This is a genomic window from Microcystis sp. LE19-84.1B (genome assembly GCF_027531875.1).
Lineage (GTDB): Bacteria > Cyanobacteriota > Cyanobacteriia > Cyanobacteriales > Microcystaceae > Microcystis > Microcystis panniformis.
The window spans coordinates 14,802-33,060 of sequence record NZ_JAPZSR010000287.1 but is presented as its reverse complement, the minus strand read 5'-3'; the positions used below and the strand labels follow the sequence as shown (position 1 = coordinate 33,060).

The window sequence follows — 18,259 nt, the reverse complement described above, 5'->3', positions numbered from 1 at the left end:
TTGAAACCCTTGCCACACCTAGAAGGTGATCCTAATTAAGACGGGTAAATCAGTCAATTTCACCCACAACGATGATCTTTTTTTTATGTAGTTTTATTGCAAAAAAAAAGTTTTTTTGACAAAAAGCACAAAGTATGATACGAACCTAATGTATTTCTGGCTGCGAGTAATTATTGTAGAGAAGGGAGAGGGAAGTGGGGAGGTGGGGGAGTGGGGAAGTGGGGAAGTGGGGAAGTGGGGAAGTGGGGAAGTGGGGAAGTGGGGAAGTGGGTAAGTGGGGAAGTGGGGAAGTGGGGAAGCTGTCTCATCACCCTATCACCCCAAAACCCTATCACCCCAAAACCCTATCACCCTATCTCCTGACTCCAGCAACAAACTTTTTGCCGCAAACCCTATTTAATTTAACAACTCCCTGGGATCGGTGACTTCCCCTTTAATTGCTGCCGCTACCACCATCGCCGGACTCATCAACAAAGTACGACCGGAAGCGGAACCTTGACGACCTTTAAAATTACGATTGGAGGAGGAGGCGCTGATCTGATCTCCCTGCAATTTATCGGGATTCATGGCTAAACACATAGAACAGCCTGCTTCGCGCCATTCAAAGCCCGATGCTAGGAAAATTTGGTCTAATCCTTCTGCTTCCGCTTGTTTTTTGACTCTTTCGGAACCGGGGACGATAAAAGCTTTCACATGGGGGGCAACACGATGACCTTGGGCAAATTTGGCCGCTTCGCGCAGATCACTGATCCGGCCGTTAGTACAGCTACCGACGAAGCAGACATCGATTTTTGTGCCTTTAATCGGGGTGCCGGGGGTGAGTTTCATGTATTGATAGGCTTCCTCTGCGATCGCTCTTTCACTGGCTGGTAAACTATCGGGAGTGGGAATGACTTCGTTAACCCCGATTCCTTGGCCCGGAGTGATCCCCCAAGTAACGGTGGGTTCGATTTCACCGGCATCAAAGACCACCACATCGTCATAAACCGCATCGGTATCGCTTTTGATGCTTTCCCACCAATTAACCGCACTTTCCCAGTCTTTAGGCGCAAAATCACGACCTTTGAGGTAATCGTAGGTGATTTGATCGGGGTTGATATAACCACATCGGGCCCCACCTTCGATCGCCATGTTACAAATGGTCATCCTTTCTTCCATGGACATCCGTTCAATTGTACTACCACCATACTCGTAGGCGTAACCAACACCGCCTTTTACGCCCAATTGACGGATAATATGGAGAATTACATCTTTAGCATAGACCCCGGGGTTTAAATCGCCGTTTACCTCCACTCGACGCACTTTTAATTTCGATAGGGATAGGGTTTGGGTAGCAAGAACATCGCGTACTTGGGAAGTGCCGATGCCAAAAGCGATCGCCCCAAAAGCGCCATGGGTGGAGGTGTGGGAATCACCACAGGCGATCGTCATCCCGGGTTGGGTTAGACCCTGTTCAGGAGCGATCACATGAACTATGCCCTGATTGCCGGAACCGATGCCATAGAAAGGAATATGATTGGTTTGAACATTAGTTTCGATCGCCCGGATCATTTCCTCGGCCAAATCGTCAAGGAAAGGACGCGCCTGATTTTCGGTGGGGACGATGTGATCGACGGTGGCAATAGTCCGTCTGGGAAATAATACTTTTAAACCCCTTTCTCTTAGCATCGAAAAAGCTTGCGGACTGGTGACTTCATGCACTAGATGCAGTCCGATAAATAATTGTGTCTGTCCACTGGGAAGAATCTTAACCGTGTGTGCGTCCCAGACTTTATCGAATAATGTTCTTGCGCTCATTGACTTTGGAATGATAGTCATCTCCCTAATCATATCAGCTAACCATGGCCGATAAATATTAATTTTTTCTTTTCTCTTGGTTAGGAGGGATAATAGATAAATAGCTCAGTTTTTGCCAGATTAAAACCATCGGTTTTTGAGTAAAATAAAAGACTTTCGCTAATAACTATTTGAGTGATTACTTCTGCTCCTTACCCCCCGTTTCCTATAATCTTTCAAGAGGATTTAGTATAACATTCTCTTGATTTCACTCCAGGAGCCATAGCAATAAAAAATTATTCTTTTCTTGTCACTGCTAAATTATGCTCGCTAACTCTCCTATTCAGATAAGTTTCTCCGAGAACAATTAATCCTAGAATCAGAGGTAAACTCAGCCATGCTCCTAGGTTTCCTAAGTAGTTAACACTAATAGCAATCAGGAGAGTTACCCCCATATAAATAATCGCTACTTGTGAATGAGACAAGCCTGATTTTTGTAATCTTTGATAAAGGTGACTGCGGTGAGATTGGAAGATATTTTCCTTTCTGAATAATCGACAAATCAGGGTATAAATAGCATCACCAATCAGAGGAAAAGTGATAGTTAAAGCTGACCAAGCTTGACTTTGATCGCCCTGGTTATTAAGTAAAACCATAGCGACAATTGCCCCTAGACTGGTGCTACCCACATCGCCCATAAAAATTTTGGCTGGCGACCAATTCCAGAGGAGAAAACCACCTAAAGCTGCCACTAAAAGCCATAAAATTGGTTGCTGAAAATAGAGAGCGAGAAATCCTAATTGTACCGCCGTACAGCCAGCCACCAAGCCATCAAGACCATCCATAAAATTATAAAAGTTAATGATCGCAGTCAGGCCGATAATTGTGAGAATAATAGCTAAAATTTTGCCGCCAAAACCCAAATCTAATAGCCAAGATTGGGGAAAAGCACCGAAAAAAGTGACCGCAATACTAGCGGAGGATAACTGCACTAAATAGCGAATACTAGAGGGAATACCGCGACGATCATCGAGAAGGCCGATAATAATTAAAGGAGTCAGAGACAGCCACAGGGGAATAAGAGGTAGGGAAGGAGGAACGAGAAAATAACTGAGGCTGCTGGTCAGAGCAAAAGCGACGACAAAACCGAGTCCACCTCCTCTAGGTGTGGGTTGACTATGGCTGCTACGCTCATTGGGAATATCTAACAATTGTTGACTAAAACGTTGTTTAATCAGGGCAACCACCAGAAAACTAATCAGAAAACTGATGACTGAGAGTAGGGATAATAACATAGGGATTTTTGCGCTCAGATTAATTATCGATCCTACGTTGTTCGGTGACGAAAAGTGCCGATATTGCCCTCGTGGTTTTAGTCAGTGTCAGCATCGCACTTCAAAAGCTAAGGCAGTCCAGCGTTTGGGGGATAGGAGCAGAAATTTTAGGTTTAACTTACTCTCGATCGCTTTTCACCTGACTGATGCGACGAACGTTTAAAATATCACTCATCAGCTTAATTTGACTAACACAGCGTTCAAATTGTTGCAGGTCTTTTACTTCAATTTTCAGGGAAATTAAAGCGGGTTTGCCGAAATTAGTCTTAACTCCGGCATTGCGAACGTTAATATTTTGGTCACTTAAACGAGAGAGAATATCTTTTAAAACCCCGACGCGATCGATCACTTCAATCTGAATATTTACCGGATAAGTTGGATAACGTCCCTGGTCATCTATAGGGTTCCAACTAACAGGAATTAAGCGTTCAGCTTCGGCTTTTTCCACATTCGAGCAGCCCTGACGGTGAATAACAATGCCTTCCCCCGCGTGGGCAACTATACCGGTAATATTTTCCCCGGGTAAAGGACAACAACAACCGGCTAAACGATAGACTAATCCCTCCACACCGGCGATCGGTGATTTACTAACGGGTAAAGCCCTTTGAACGGGAGAAGGTGGTAGAATCAATTGGGAATCAGTTAGGACATCGGGCGGATTTTTGACCGTTAAAATTTCCTGTTGATTTTTAACTGTTTCTTGCAGACGATTAACCACATTTTTTAGGGTAACTTCGCCGTAACCCAAAGCCGCCAATAAATCCTCTACTGCCACATAATTGCACTGTTTAGCCACGGATTGCATTCGTTCCGATTTCAGCAGGGCATCGAAGCCAGTTTTACCCAATTCTTTCTCTAATAAATCACGACCACGGCTAATATTTTCTTCTCGTCGCGATTTTTTGTACCATTGCCGGATGCGATTTCTGGCGCTAGGAGTAACGACAAAATTTAACCAATCTAAACTAGGGTGACTATGCTTGCTGGTGAGAATTTCCACCAGATCACCATTTTGCAAGGGAGCATCAAGAACTGACCATTTACCATTAATTCTTGCCCCTTTCATCTGATTACCTACTTCGCTATGAATATGATAGGCAAAATCTACCGGTGTTGCGCCTTGGGCCAGGGCTACCACATCACCTTTGGGGGTGAAAACATAGATATCTTCTTCAAAGAAATTATTTTTCAGACCATCCATGTATTCTTGGCCATCTTTAAGGTCTTTTTGCCAGTCAAGCAGATTACGCAGCCAAGCGAATTTTTCATCCTCGGCGGTTAAAGTTGTCTGACTAGAACCGGTTTCTTTATACTTCCAATGGGCTGCAATCCCGTATTCAGCAACATGGTGCATTTCTAGGGTGCGAATCTGCACTTCTAGGGGACGGGCATTTAAACCAACAACGGTGGTATGGAGGGATTGATAACGGTTAGCTTTTGGTAAACCGATATAGTCTTTAAAACGGTTAGGAATCGGAGTAAATTGGTCGTGAACTACGGCTAAACAACGATAACATTCCTCTTTAGTTTCGACGATAATGCGGACGGCGGCTATATCATAAATCTGCTCGAATTCTTTGCCCTGATTGTGCATTTTATGATAGATGCCGTAGAGATGTTTGGGGCGACCCTGTAAATCAAGAACTTTTATGCCAATTTCTTGCAATTTTTCCCGCAATGTGTTAATAACGGTTTCGATGCGGGCCTCTCGATCGATGCGTTTTTCCGACACCAATAACTGCACGGCGCGATAAGCATCGGGTTCGAGGTATTTAAAGCATAAATCCTCTAATTCCCATTTAAATCTGCCAATCCCTAAACGGTTAGCCAGGGGAGCAAAGATTTCTCTAGTTTCGAGGGCGATGCGTTGCTGCTGTTGCGGGTTGAGGTGTTCGAGGGTTTGCATATTGTGCAGGCGATCGGCTAATTTGACCACGATGACGCGGATATCTTGAGCCATCGCCAGGAACATTCGGCGAAAATTCTCCGCTTGCCGTTCAGTTTTGCTAGAAAAGTTGAATTTGGAGAGTTTTGTCACCGCTTCCACCAAATTACGCACCTCAACACCGAATCTAGCCTCGATTTCTTCGGGGGTGACTTCCGTATCTTCCACCACATCGTGAAGGAATCCCGCCGCGATCATTGCCCCATCACCCCCCAGATCCCGCAGTAATCCCGCTACAGCTATGGGATGGGCGATATAGGGTTCCCCGGATTTGCGATACTGGCCCTCGTGGAGTTTGTGGGCGAAATTAAAGGCCCGACAGATTAAATCGATATCGGGATTCTGGGGGTCGTTTTCGTAGGTAATCAGACATTCTTGCAGCCAATCGGGTAAAACTAACGCTTTTTTCGGTTCCGTGGCCCGGGGAAGGACGGTGAGGGTTTCTGGTTGGATGGCAGTGATGGCGTTCATGGTTAGATCGGGGGGATAATAGGGGTGGTGGAGAGGGATAACTAGAAAATTATTAGGCCGAAGCGATGCCAGATTACTTAACTCTCTAACACTGGAATCGGATCGATCGGCGAAAAGGGCGGGATTCTTTTAAGTTTTTGTCTCTGGTCAGGAGGAGGACTTGCAACCGTGACGGCAAATCGTTAATCTTATGTAACAAATTCTAACGCGCTTTGTATTGGATGCTACCGACAAATTACCATCAAGCTTACAAATCTTTGTTAAGAAAACTGGAGGATTTCAGTCTTGCCCTTCTGGATGGGGATGCTTCCACGGGGTTACAATCTTTTCAAGCTTTACAAACCTGTCTAGAAGGGGAGATATTGTCACTAAATGATGACAATTTCAGCCCAGAGGTGGCTAATCGTTGGCGCGCGCTCCAGACGGAACTATATCGATCGTGGCGATTGCTGGAGACGGATTGGTTATTTTTGGCCTCGGCGCGGCAAGGACGGGAGAAACGTTTACAGATAATTAGCGATCGAGTGGCGACTTTAAAGGGGTATTGTCGGGTTTTGTTAGGGGCAGTTGTCGATTAGCAATTAAATGCTCGATCGCCGTTTGTGTGGCATACTTGACCCTAAGTCCTAACTTTTATCGTTACCGATCGCGTCATGTTGGAAATTAAAGACCTAAAAATTGCCTACCCGACAGAATTAAGTTCTCCCGCTTGGGCGATCGATGGGGTGTCTTTTAGTATAGGCAAAGGGGAAACTCTGGGATTAGTGGGTGAATCTGGTTGTGGAAAATCGACCATCGGTAAGGCTATTTTAAGGTTATTACCCAATCGCACTCACGTGGAAGGTGAGATTACCTTTGAAGGGCGATCGCTTTTATCTTTATCTAGCAAACAGTTAGAAAAGTTTCGCGGGGAAGATGTGGGATTAGTGTTTCAAGATCCGATGACGCGACTAGATCCGCTGATGACTATTGGCGATCATTGTCTGGAAACTTTGCAAGCTCATCGACGAGATTTAACCTATAGTGACGCTAAAATTCAAGCTTGTACTGTCCTAGAAAAAGTAAAAATTCCCGCTAATCGTTGGTCCCAATATCCTCACGAATTTAGCGGGGGAATGCGGCAAAGAGTGGCCATTGCTTTAGCTTTATTATTAAACCCTAAGTTAATTATTGCCGATGAACCCACCACCAGTTTAGATGTGACGGTTTCGGCGGAAATTCTGCGGGAATTAAAGCGTTTATGTAGCGAGGAACAGATGGGATTATTGTTAATTTCCCATGATTTAGCGATGGTGGGAGAATATTGCGATCAATTAGCGGTGATGCAGGGGGGCAAAATTGTCGAATCGGGAGCGGTAAAAACAGTTTTTAAAGCGCCTCAACATCCCTACACTCGTTCTCTTTTGGCCGCCGCTTTACACCTACAGCTACGGGAGGAAAAATCCACAGCAATTCAAGGCAAAGAAACGGTGTTAAAGGTGGATAATTTAAAACAGTATTATACCCTAGAAGGTAACTTTTTAGATAGTTTTTTCAAGAAAGAAAAGAAATTTATTAAAGCGGTGGATGAAGTCAATTTTGAACTGTATCGAGGGGAAATATTCGGTTTAGTTGGGGAGTCGGGGTGTGGGAAAAGTACCCTATCGCGAACCCTATTACAGTTAATTAAACCCACCGGGGGAAAAGTGGAATTTTTAGGAGAAGATTTAACCCCTTTGTCGGCGGAAAAAATGCGTCCAAAACGGCGCTTAATGCAGATGATTTTTCAGGATCCCCTCGCTTGTCTCAATCCTTTAATGACGGTGGGAGAAAGTATCGCCGATCCGCTTTTTATCCATCAAAAAGTTAATCTAGAAACGGCTAAAAAACAGGTTTTAACAATGTTAGATCGAGTCGGTTTGACACCGGTAGAGGAATTTTATCGACGCTATCCTAGGGAGTTATCGGGGGGACAACAGCAAAGGGTAGCCATTGCTCGCGCTTTAATTACTCGTCCAGAATTAGTTATTTGTGATGAACCGGTTAGTATGCTCGATGCTAGTGTTCAGACACAGGTTTTAGAGTTAATGTTAGAGTTACAAAAGTTATTTAATCTCACTTATTTATTTATAACTCATGATCTTTGGTTAGCGAGATTCCTCTGCGATCGAATTGCGGTGATGACTGCGGGTAAAATTGTTGAAATGGGTGACACTGAACAGATTTTTAGCCATCCCCAACACCCCTACACTCAAAAATTAATCGCCGCAGCCCCGAGAATTTATCCCGACAGCAACTAAAATCGCTCTAGGGGTTTATAATTGTTATTGTCTAGATATAGTTAGGAAAGACAAAATGGCCAGACAACTTCAGATAAGTCTCCCTGAAGATACCATGCAACTTCTCGATCGATGGTTGGCAAGTAGTGATTATCCTGAAAAAGAATATAATAATTTAATTCATGAAGCGATTAAATTATATATTATGGAACAACAGAGAAACTACCTCAAGCAACAATTAAAGGAAGGAGCTATTGTTAGAGCAGAAAGAGATTTAAATTTAGCACAAGATTGGTTTTCTCTAGAGGAAGAACTATGGTAGTAATGATTATTTTTAAAGTTAAAAAACTGCTCAAAAAATTTGTCTTTAGTCTCCAAGAAGAAGGATGGAAACCAGCAATCAAAAAGACGAAACGAAAAATTATTAAAATTCTCACAGGAAAGAGTTCCTCTGAATTTGAAGAACAGGTGATCGAAAGTGCTAAATTAGCTGAACCGCGACCCCTAGAAATTGCCAGTAGTGATGATCCTTTAGTCTCGATTATTATTCCTGTTTATAACCAATTTGCCTACACCTTTAACTGTCTCGAATCCTTGAGTGTTAACCTAAGTTCTGATTTAGCTTATGAAATAATCATTGTTAATGATGCTTCCAGCGATGAAACCTTAGAACAATTAGCAACTTTAGTTAAAGGAATTAAAGTATTAACTAATACAGAAAACTCTGGTTTTATTCGTTCCTGTAATTATGGGGCTAGTCAAGCAAAAGGTCAATACCTATATTTTCTCAATAACGATACTAGAATTCTAGAAAATTGTCTAGAAAGTTTAGTAAAATTAATCGTCAATAATCCCCAAGTTGGTGCGGTGGGTTCTAAGTTAATTTATGCTAATGGTAAACAACAAGAAGCGGGGGGAATTATCTGGAATTCTGCCGATGGTTGGAATTATGGACGCTTAGATAGTCCCGAGGAACCGGAATATAATTATGTCCGTCCCGTGGACTATTGTTCGGGAGCAAGTTTATTAGTTCCTACAGATTTATTTAAGCAATTAGGTGGTTTTTGTCAAGACTTTATCCCCGCGTATTACGAAGATACAGACTTATGTTTTGCCATCCGAGAATTGGGTTATCAAGTCCTCTATCAACCCCAATCTAACGTCATTCACTACGAAGGAATCACTTCGGGAACAGACCTTTCCAGCGGGATCAAACAATATCAAGTTATTAATCAAACCAAGTTTCGAGAAAAATGGTCAAAGGTATTAACCAAACACCTAGATAACGATGCTAATAATGTACCCAAAGCTGCCCGACGTTTACAAGGAAAACCGACAATTTTAGTCATTGATTCCTACGTTCCACTATACGATCGAGAATCCGGCTGTGTGCGTTTATTAAATATTCTTAAGCTACTGCTCAATTTAGGCTATTCAGTCATTTTCTTTCCCGATAATGGCTATCCTGAACAACCCTATACTTCCGTCCTGCAACAAATGGGAATTGAAGTTATTTATGGCACAGCGCAAAGATATAATCTAGAAGAAAAATTAATCAAATATTTACCTCTGATAGATGGAGTTTGGTTGTGTCGTCCCGAATTGTGTGATAAGTATATGGATTTAATTCGCTTAAAAACAAAAGCACCAATTATTTATGATACAATTGACCTGCATTTTCTACGTTTAAAACGACAAAAAGACTATCTCGATCCCAGTTACCAAAATACTAGCTGGAGTTGGCAAACCTATCAGAAATTAGAGTTAAACTATGCTAATCAAGCGGAAGCAACCGTAGTAGTAACCGAAGACGAAAAGCAGGTATTATCCTCTTTAGGAGTAAAAAATGTTTGGGTAATCCCCAATATCCATGAAGAAATTTCCCTGTCAGAAAAAGTTGCCTTTGACCAGCGAGCCGGTTTAGTATTTATTGGTAGCTACAATCACCCTCCTAATATTGATGCAGTTAAGTGGTTATGTTTAGAAATTATGCCCTTAGTTTGGGCATCCCGTCCCGATATTACCGTTAATTTATTGGGAAGTAACCTCAAGGATGAAGTGAAAGAATTAGCCAATGATCAAGTGATTGTTACCGGTTATGTTCCCGAAGTAGAACCCTATTTCCAAAAGAGTCGCGTTTTTGTTGCCCCCCTGCGATTTGGTGCGGGAATGAAGGGTAAAATTGGTCAAAGTCTTTCCCTAGGATTACCCACTATTACCACAAAAATTGGTGCCGAAGGTATGGGATTAATTGACCACCAAGATGTTTTAATTGCCGATACTGCCGAGGAATTTGCCCAAGCGGTGATCGAACTCTATGATCATAGGGAATTGTGGCAAAAACTCGCTGATAATTCCCTAGAAACTATTAAGAGATACCAACCCGCTACCGTGCAAACTAACCTACAAGCTTTGTTATCAAATCTAGGAATTGTTGCCAAGGATAGTTAACAAGAAAAAAGCTCATTTCCACCACAGGTCTATTCTATGTCACCGCAACCAAATAAACTCTAGAATCCGCAATTTTGCAGAATTAAAAACCTATTGAGAGGCATTACTGATTTGATAAACGCCAACTTTTTCTATAAGGAATTACTGACTATAATGCCATAGGTTGCCTCGAAAAAGTTGACAAGACAATCTAACAAACTTGGCAATTAATGCCCGTTTATTTCTGACTAACGACTGAATTATCATTTTTCCCTTTCCCCTTTTTCCTTGAAAAAATATGCCAACTTATCCTGATATCTCCAGTCAAGCGTTTAAACATCCCCTAGATCAGCAAGCTGAACAGGCCTTAAGATCAGTTCCGGGGTTTGACTTATTAGCGAAAAGTTTTTCCGAATATCTCTATGAACGTCCCCAGCAAATTTTATTAATGGGCAATGATCTAAAAGTCGGCCCGCGTCAATACGCCACTTTATACGGTATATATCGCCAATGTCTGCGGGATTTAGATATGTCCCCAGAACCGAATCTTTATGTCAGTCAAAACCCTTCAGCGAATGCCTATTCTTTGGGTTCGGAACATCCCTACATTGTCTTTAATACTGCCCTTTTAGACCTATTAGATGAAGAAGAAATTAGGGTAATTCTTGCCCACGAATTAGGTCATTTAAAATGCGATCATAGTATTTTAATTCAAATGTCTTTTTGGGTGATGGGGGCGGCTAATTTCCTTGGGGGCATCACATTAGGACTAGGAAAAGCCATTACTACCGGTCTAGTTTATGCCTTTTATGAATGGCGAAGAAAAGCAGAATTATCAGCAGACAGAGCCGCTTTATTAGTTAGCGATGATTTAAATTTAGTCCTGAGAACTTTAATGAAATGTGCAGGAGGAAGTCAAAAATATCTGCATGAATGCAACTTAGAAGAATTTATTCGCCAAGGGGAAGCCTACCGACAATTAGACCAAGATAACTTAAACCAGATTTATAAATTTCTCATTTATAATGGCGGTAATGGTTCCTTTTTAACCCATCCTTTTTCCGTAGAAAGAGTGCATTATCTACAGCAATGGTTTAACTCGGAATCCTATCGTCAAATTCGCCGGGGAAACTATGCCAAAACAGGGGTTAAAAGCTCAATTAATGTTGATGCTCATGATAGCGAAAGCGAAAGATTGAGGCGACAAATAGCAGAACTACAAGCAGAAATTGAACGGGCAAAAAGACAAAGAAACCCCGAATAATCTATACGAAGGCAGGAGGCACTCATGCACTCATGCACTCATGCACTCATGCAAAAGGCAGCTTTGTTCTCCCCACACCCCACACCCCACACCCCACACCCTTTACTGATCACTGAAAATACCCCCGCCTGTGTTTTGCCGATTTGGTGAGTACAATAGAGGTATCGGGAACCGAGAATGGCAATTCTCCCTACGATTATCGATAAACACTTACCCCCACTCTCTCTTTTTTGTTCTACTGCCCATGCTCCAAGATACCCAATCTATTCGTTACTATCAAAGACTAACCGATGACATGGTGGATCTTTGGCACCGTGGCTCGCGTTTTGATGAGATCCGGCTATACGTTGAAGGCTATTTAGCCTGTTTACGCCATTCTAATTCCATAGAACCCTATCTAATTCATCGTCTCGAAGAAGAAGTTTTTCGCTTTCTGCGAGATCCTTCTAATTTTGAATATCTCTCCCCCCAAACCCAAACCCAAACTGAGGCAGATTATGGCTATTATTAACCTTTACTCTTGCCTCATCTCCACAAGCAATTTAAATGCGCGGACAGCTGATCAGGACAATTGGGGATTTTTACGAGAGATTTACTGAGCTTGACAGGAACGAGATTCGGTCATCTGTAGAACAATAGTATCGATCGCTTTCACCAGGGCCTGTCCAGAAACCCGTTGATTATTAACGATAATGCTAAATAACATCGGTTCTTGGTTGGGGTTTTCTAGATAACCCGATAGGGCCCGCACACCGGTAAGAGTGCCAGTTTTAGCGTAAACTGTGCCAGTAGCGGCCGTCTGACGCATTCGGTTTCTCAGGGTGCCACTAATTCCCGCTACCGGTAAGGAAGCATAGAAAGTGTCGCGATTAGGAGAATAATACATCACCCGCAAAATTTCCACGATCGAGCGGGGAGTAGCGTTATTATGGCGGGATAATCCCGAACCATCAGCTAGACGAAAACCACTGGGATTGATGCCCAATTGTGCCAAGATGGCAGTAACACTTTTAGAACCGCCGATAAAGCGAAAAAGAGTTTCAGCGTAGAAATTATTACTTCTCTGATTAGTGATATTCACCCAATCGCGCAGGGATTTTTTTTGAATTGTCGTTTCCGGGTTCATCACTTGTAAAGCGGCAGCCGTGGTAAATAACTTTGTATTAGAAGCAGGGATAAAATAGCGATCGGCGTTATGACTATAAATAACCGTTTGGCGATCGATAGATTCGATTAATATACCCCACTGATTGGGAGCTTGACCGATAATTTTATCGATATTTGCCCCAATCAATTGAGTACAGGTATTATTATTGGTGTTATTGTTTTCTGGCGGGGGAACGTATAATTCTATGGATTCGTTCGACGAGGAAGGAGCGGGATAAACAGACAGATTAACTTGAGCGATGCTAGGGTAAGCCAAGGCGATAGTGGCGACACTGGCCACTGTCAGGGAATTAAGGCTATTGAGGATTTGTTTCATGCTGTGTTTGTCTAAGAGTCTGGTTTCCTTAAGCGTTCGCACTATTGTACCAGTTGCCGCTCAAGTGTCAAAGTTACCTGTCTAAGAGATTTTAGCGGCTAATGCACACCAATGCCAGAGAAGAAAGCTGGCAATAGCCCGGAACTGCACTGATACCCCTTTTCAAGACCAGTTGGAATTTTTCTGGGTTCCAAAATCGTGCTATTTTGATACCGTTGACATTGCTGGTGACAATTTGGGGATAATAAAAGCAAAGTGTAGGAAAAGGGATATCAGACCCATGTATTCTGTCTCAGATGATTCCAAAACAATGACGAATACCAGCCGTCAAACTGTGCTAGAGACGTTAAACTTACAAAAAACTTATCGGACAGGATTCTGGTTAAATAAAAAAATCGAATCCTTGAAAAACTGTACTTTAATTGTCCATGAGGGCGAAACCTTTGGATTATTAGGCCCGAACGGGGCCGGCAAAACCACGCTCTTAAAAACCCTTTTGGGGATTGTCCGACCCACTTCCGGACGGGCCTTGATTCTCGGTCAACCAATTGGCGATCGCTCGGTCAGGCAACGCATCGGCTATCTTCCTGAAAATGCCTACTACTACGACTATCTCACCGGCTGGGAATTCCTACAATTAATCGCCGGCATTTTTCAAATTCCCTCTTCTGTGCAGAAAAAACGCATTCCTGAATTATTGGATTTAGTGGGATTAGACCGCAAAACTGCCCAGAAAAAGCAATTGCGTCAATATTCTAAGGGAATGATGCAACGGATCGGTATAGCTCAAGCATTAATCAATGATCCGGAATTAGTCTTTTTCGATGAACCGATGTCGGGACTAGACCCTATCGGTCGCTATCAGGTGCGAGAAATTATTCAATCCCTCAAACAACGGGGGAAAACCATCTTTTTTAACTCTCATATTCTCTCCGATGTGGAACAAATTTGCGATCGCATTGCCCTGTTGGCCCGGGGAGAATTACTCTGTGTCGGTTCCCTCGATCAAATCCTCGGTCGTGCTGATGTCTATCAGGTGATTGTTCAAGGTGGTAGGGAGGAGCAACTACAGCAATGGATACTCGGTTTGCATTGGCGCGATAATTGTTGGCAGGGACAATTACAGGGAGAACCCGATGCTTTTCTGGCTGCCCTGCCTAGTATGGATGCTCGCTTGATTAGTCTTAATTTAGCTCGTGCTTCCCTAGAGGAATTTTTTATCGACCAATTACGTCAACGCGGTATTACCTCTAGTCAATAGGCACTCTCATACTAAATCCGTTTTTAGTAATATGATTAACTTCCAATCCCACTGTAAAAACCCAGTTATGGATTGTTTCTCCCCGCTCCGCTCCTCCCCTATACCTTTTAAACAGGATTTAGTATCATACGCACAGAAAACGGGTTTCTCGGAGAAACCCGTTTTCTGCTCATGCACTCATGCAAAAAGGGGAATAAATAATCAGTCTTTAATAACCAGATTTAGTATCAGAGGGGGTGAGGATTGAGTATCATCAATCCCCCCGGCTACGATCGAATTATCTTAATCTGTAAGGTAATACCATTTTTCTTTATTCTTGGCAGGTATCTTACCCCCCCGACGTCGGGGGGGTTAGGGGGGTGGGGGGTTAGGGCGATTAACCATCTCTGCCATTACTTATGAAAAATGGTATAAGTTGCCAAAAAGGAGACAATTGTGCGACGGGGAAGACATAAAATTTTTATCGGGATGGCTCCGGGAGTCGGGAAAACCTACAAGATGCTGGAGGAGGGGTATAGCCTCAGAAAGCAGGGAACCGACGTGGTGATTGGACTGCTTGAAACCCACGGCCGGAAAGAGACCGCCGAAAAAGCCGAGGGATTGGAAATCGTACCGAGAAAAATCCTAGAGAAAGAGGGATTCACTCTCTCGGAAATGGATACGGAAGCAATTATCGCTCGCTCACCGCAGCTGTGTCTGATTGATGAATTGGCCCACACGAATGCACCCGGTTCGGAGCGAGAGAAACGCTTTCAGGACGTGGAGATAATTTTATCCCAGGGAATCGATGTTTACTCGACCGTGAATATCCAGCATATCGAGAGTTTAAACGATCTGGTCGCCCGAATCACCGGGGTGGTGGTGCGAGAGCGAATACCCGATCGAATTTTGGAGGAAGCTGATGAAGTGATCGTGGTAGATGTCACCGCTGAAACCCTAGAGGAAAGATTATTAGCGGGAAAAATCTACGCTCCCGAAAAGATCCAACCATCTTTAAATAATTTCTTTCGACGGCGCAATTTAATCGCTCTCCGGGAACTCGCCCTGCGCGAAGTGGCTGATACAGTAGAAGAAGAAGCGAGTAATTCGACATTTATCGGTCAATCCTGTCCCGTTCACGAACGGGTATTAGTTTGTGTTTCCACCTATCCCAACTCTTTACGATTATTGCGTCGGGGAGCGCGGATAGCGGGGTATATGAACGCGGAATTTTTTGTGATTTTCGTCGATAACCCCGATCGCTTTCTCACCAAAGAGGAGGCTTTACATATCGAAACCTGCGAACGTTTATGTCGGGAATTCGAGGGGAAATTCTTACGGATTAAAAGCTATCAGGTGGCCGAAGCGATCGCCGAAGTGGCCGAACGGGAACGAATCACCCAGATTGTGATCGGGGAGAGCCGTCAATCGCGCTGGAAGCATTTAATCAAAGGTTCTTTCACCCAAAAACTTATGCGCCTGATCTGGCAGAAAAATATCGATCTTCACATCATCGCCACCGATCCAAAAGTACCAGTTAAAGACGCGCCGGCCAAGGGGACGAAAAGATAACCACCAAGGCTCCCACTTCCCCACTCCCCCACTCCCCCACTTCCCCACTCCCCCACTTCCCCACTTCCCCACTTCCCCACCTCCCCACTTCCCCACTTCCCCTCTCAAATCAGCAACGCCCTCTGGGATGATATTCTAGGAGTTAATCTTTAATGCAAATCCGTTGTCACTTAAGGGAGTTAACTCATGCAGGTAAATAATCTCGGCTTTATCGCTAGTATCCTATTCGTCCTAGTCCCCACGGTTTTCCTCTTGATTCTGTTTATCCAAACCAGAGAGGAAACCGAGGGTTAAATTCCTTCCCTATCCCTATTCTTCCTAAAAACCCCGGTGATTTCTCGAAGTCATGCGGGGTTTTTTCGCTTCAATTAGGAGAAAATGCTAGTTTCGTCACCTGATCCAAAATAGCCTATAGTTAGCGGATCTAGTATTATCCTAAATCTGGTTATTAAAAACTGATTATTTATTCTCCGTTTTGCCTCTTGCCTCTTGCATGAGTGCCTCTCCTGATATGTAGCCTATACTCAACGGATCTAGTATTACTGAACTTTCTTGGTACATATCTACTATAAAAACAGAAAACCCTTATCCATCAATGGATGCACCCATTAACTTTTCTTAATGCACCCATGTAATTTGTAACACTTCTTAATAGACAAGAACTCTCTCCATTTGCTAGAATGGTAGTCATGTATATAGAAAAAGTTCCTAACCGTAATTCCCCCCCGCCGTTCTTCGACCTGATTCCTATCGAGAAGGAGATCAAGTCAAAAAAAGAACCCTGGCCAACCTCTCAAAATTACCCGATGATATTATCGACAATCTGAAACTGGCTCTTAAAGGGGCGTTACAATCGAGATAAAAAGAAAGGGAAAACTCAGATAGTTTTTGGCTTACTATGTTCAGCTAAGGGTTGTCCGATAGCGGGAGAAGTCTTTGAAGGAAACACATCCGATAGTGCCACCTTAGCCAGACAAATCGAGAAAGTCAGAAAAGGTTGGGGGATTGAGAATGTGGTCTGGGTAAGAGATCGAGGAATTTTAACAAAGGAGAAAATCAATGAATTAGTAAAACCGATAGAAGGATTAGACTATATTACTTTCGGACTTTATTGGAGGACTTAGGGCCGATTTGCTTGAATACAGTAGAATGTACGATTAGAGAGGGAAGTTATCGTTTTGCTAAGATAACTCGACCGACTGAACTGCAACAATCATGCGTTAGATTTATTCGGGGTTTCCTTGATTTGTACCCAGTAAAGGAGCAGCAGAAATTCTCTTAATCCCTCCTACAGTACAGGTTATGGCTTTTTGTCAACTGGGAAGTCCAGTTATAGCGGCTAAACGGGCCAGATAGAAGCTAGTAATAGTTTTAGCATCGATCGATTCTCCCCTGGCGATCGCTGATTCCATTTCCTCAAAACTCATAAAAACCACTTCCAGATCTTCATCGGCATCTTGAGCGGGGGGCAAGCTTAATTTTTCCAGATCCTGGGCCAGAAAAGCATAGATGTATTCATCGGAATAACCCGGTGCCAGGGCAAATTTACCCAAAGATTGCCAATTGTGCGCCCGATAGCCCGCTTCTTCCTCTAATTCTCGTTTTACCGTCGTAGCAGGGTCTTCTCCTTCATCAATCGTTCCGGCGGGAAATTCCAGAATTCGAGCTTGCAAACTAAATCGATACTGACGTACTAAAACCAATTGACCTTCCTTGGTGATTGGAACTGCTAAAGCGCCCCCTGGATGACGGACACATTCCCATTCTCCCTCGACACCGTTAGGTAAACGCAGTTTCGAGACTTCAAATTGAAAGACGCGACCTTGATAAAAAAGACGTTGTTGGAGCAATTGAGGCGGTTCAGACATAGAAAATTTTCAACTAGGACTTTAAGAATTAATATCAAGAAATGTTACCTTTGTCACCGGTGTTTCAGGTTATAATGGAAGATGCTGTCTTTACAGGTTAAATCTTTTTCGAGAAACCCCATGGCCAAAAAATCGATGGTAGAACGCGAGAAAAAACGCGCTCGTCTCAGACAAAAATACGAAGCTAAAAGAGCGGAACTAAAAGAACAATTCCGCACCGCCGAAGATTTTGAAGAAAAACTGGCAATTCACCAAAAATTACAGGAATTACCCCGCAATAGCGCCCCCAGTCGTCACCGCAACCGTTGTTTAACGACCGGCAGACCGAGAGGATACTATCGCGATTTTGGTTTATCCCGCAACGTTTTACGCGAATGGGCCCACCAAGGTCTTTTACCCGGTGTGGTCAAGTCTAGCTGGTAGTCAGAAACAATATCTAGGGAAAATACCGGGATAGAGGCGTGGTTTTTGCGTCTCTATTGCCGTTTTTAGGTAGGGTTTGCGGCAAAAAGTACGGGCGAAGCATTCGGATAGAAAATCTACGGTTTCACCGATAGGTTATTGCCCGAATGCTTCGCCCCTACAGGACGCGATCGCCGCTCAAGATGCCAGGTTTTG

General features: G+C 43.4%; 17 protein-coding genes and 1 pseudogene. 12 read left to right on the top strand and 6 right to left on the bottom strand.

The genetic code is table 11. From position 1 onward, the window contains the following. The first annotated feature begins 194 nt into the window (after positions 1 to 194). On the top strand, positions 195 to 425 hold the full coding sequence (locus O9324_RS16465) for a hypothetical protein (RefSeq protein ID WP_502846588.1): 231 nt from the start codon (positions 195 to 197) through the stop codon (positions 423 to 425). Here O9324_RS16465 and leuC read toward each other — a convergent pair. The 3 genes from leuC to O9324_RS16450 form a co-directional block, all read right to left on the bottom strand. Then, positions 397 to 1,797 (bottom strand): 3-isopropylmalate dehydratase large subunit, encoded by a 1,401-nt coding sequence (gene leuC, locus O9324_RS16460; RefSeq protein ID WP_288140742.1) that lies wholly within the window; start codon positions 1,795 to 1,797, stop codon positions 397 to 399. The two genes, O9324_RS16465 and leuC, sit on opposite strands and share 29 nt — an antisense overlap. A 275-nt stretch (positions 1,798 to 2,072) precedes the next feature. After that, entirely contained in the window at positions 2,073 to 3,071 is a 999-nt protein-coding gene (locus tag O9324_RS16455; protein WP_002764626.1) for an MraY family glycosyltransferase, read from the bottom strand. Between the two features lie 157 nt (positions 3,072 to 3,228). Next, the gene (locus tag O9324_RS16450; RefSeq protein ID WP_288140741.1) at positions 3,229 to 5,526 is read right to left on the bottom strand and encodes a RelA/SpoT family protein; all 2,298 of its coding nucleotides are present in this window, start codon (positions 5,524 to 5,526) and stop codon (positions 3,229 to 3,231) included. A 221-nt stretch (positions 5,527 to 5,747) separates the two neighbouring features. Between O9324_RS16450 and patD the strand changes: the two genes are divergently transcribed. From patD to O9324_RS16420, 6 genes are all read left to right on the top strand, one after another. Continuing rightward, positions 5,748 to 6,104 (top strand): heterocyst frequency control protein PatD, encoded by a 357-nt coding sequence (gene patD, locus O9324_RS16445; RefSeq protein ID WP_288140740.1) that lies wholly within the window; start codon positions 5,748 to 5,750, stop codon positions 6,102 to 6,104. Positions 6,105 to 6,179: 75 nt separating this feature from the next. Further along, positions 6,180 to 7,805 carry a dipeptide ABC transporter ATP-binding protein gene (locus O9324_RS16440; RefSeq protein WP_288140739.1) on the top strand — a complete coding sequence of 542 codons (1,626 nt, stop codon included), beginning with the start codon at positions 6,180 to 6,182 and terminating at the stop codon, positions 7,803 to 7,805. Positions 7,806 to 7,860: 55 nt separating this feature from the next. Further along, positions 7,861 to 8,106, top strand: a complete 246-nt coding sequence (locus O9324_RS16435) for a hypothetical protein (RefSeq protein ID WP_287733034.1) — start codon at positions 7,861 to 7,863, stop codon at positions 8,104 to 8,106. After that, on the top strand, positions 8,100 to 10,235 hold the full coding sequence (locus O9324_RS16430; RefSeq protein WP_288140738.1) for a glycosyltransferase: 2,136 nt from the start codon (positions 8,100 to 8,102) through the stop codon (positions 10,233 to 10,235). Before O9324_RS16435 ends, O9324_RS16430 begins: the two co-directional genes overlap by 7 nt. 277 nt (positions 10,236 to 10,512) lie before the next feature. Further along, positions 10,513 to 11,478, top strand: a complete 966-nt coding sequence (locus O9324_RS16425; protein ID WP_288140737.1) for a M48 family metallopeptidase — start codon at positions 10,513 to 10,515, stop codon at positions 11,476 to 11,478. A 244-nt stretch (positions 11,479 to 11,722) separates the two neighbouring features. Continuing rightward, positions 11,723 to 11,989, top strand: coding sequence for a DUF6761 family protein (locus O9324_RS16420; RefSeq protein ID WP_287733031.1), 267 nt, complete (start codon positions 11,723 to 11,725; stop codon positions 11,987 to 11,989). Between the two features lie 81 nt (positions 11,990 to 12,070). Here O9324_RS16420 and dacB read toward each other — a convergent pair whose 3' ends face one another. Further along, positions 12,071 to 12,961 (bottom strand): D-alanyl-D-alanine carboxypeptidase/D-alanyl-D-alanine endopeptidase, encoded by an 891-nt coding sequence (gene dacB / locus O9324_RS16415; protein WP_288140736.1) that lies wholly within the window; start codon positions 12,959 to 12,961, stop codon positions 12,071 to 12,073. A 280-nt stretch (positions 12,962 to 13,241) separates the two neighbouring features. Here dacB and O9324_RS16410 point away from each other — a divergent pair, with 280 nt between their 5' ends. Continuing rightward, complete coding sequence (locus O9324_RS16410) at positions 13,242 to 14,222, top strand: ABC transporter ATP-binding protein (protein WP_002764613.1); 981 nt, start codon at positions 13,242 to 13,244, stop codon at positions 14,220 to 14,222. A 435-nt stretch (positions 14,223 to 14,657) separates the two neighbouring features. Beyond that, positions 14,658 to 15,773, top strand: a complete 1,116-nt coding sequence (locus O9324_RS16405; RefSeq protein ID WP_288140735.1) for a universal stress protein — start codon at positions 14,658 to 14,660, stop codon at positions 15,771 to 15,773. Here the strand turns inward: O9324_RS16405 and O9324_RS16400 are convergent. After that, positions 15,739 to 15,861: a hypothetical protein gene (locus tag O9324_RS16400; RefSeq protein ID WP_288140734.1), complete on the bottom strand. Its 123-nt coding sequence runs from the start codon at positions 15,859 to 15,861 to the stop codon at positions 15,739 to 15,741. The genes O9324_RS16405 and O9324_RS16400 overlap by 35 nt on opposite strands. A 98-nt stretch (positions 15,862 to 15,959) precedes the next feature. Here O9324_RS16400 and psbM point away from each other — a divergent pair, with 98 nt between their 5' ends. Both psbM and O9324_RS27260 read left to right on the top strand, forming a co-directional pair. Beyond that, the gene (gene psbM, locus O9324_RS16395) at positions 15,960 to 16,067 is read left to right on the top strand and encodes a photosystem II reaction center protein PsbM (RefSeq protein ID WP_002745897.1); all 108 of its coding nucleotides are present in this window, start codon (positions 15,960 to 15,962) and stop codon (positions 16,065 to 16,067) included. A gap of 395 nt (positions 16,068 to 16,462) precedes the next feature. Continuing rightward, positions 16,463 to 16,873: pseudogene (locus O9324_RS27260) on the top strand (IS1634 family transposase N-terminal domain-related protein); the annotation flags it as partial. A 213-nt stretch (positions 16,874 to 17,086) separates the two neighbouring features. On the opposite strand, the gene O9324_RS16390 reads toward O9324_RS27260, so the two are convergent. Continuing rightward, the gene (locus O9324_RS16390) at positions 17,087 to 17,641 is read right to left on the bottom strand and encodes an NUDIX hydrolase (RefSeq protein ID WP_002764609.1); all 555 of its coding nucleotides are present in this window, start codon (positions 17,639 to 17,641) and stop codon (positions 17,087 to 17,089) included. A gap of 120 nt (positions 17,642 to 17,761) precedes the next feature. On the opposite strand from O9324_RS16390, the gene rpsN reads away from it, so the two are divergent. After that, positions 17,762 to 18,064 (top strand): 30S ribosomal protein S14, encoded by a 303-nt coding sequence (gene rpsN, locus O9324_RS16385; protein ID WP_002740009.1) that lies wholly within the window; start codon positions 17,762 to 17,764, stop codon positions 18,062 to 18,064. Positions 18,065 to 18,259: the final 195 nt, after the last annotated feature.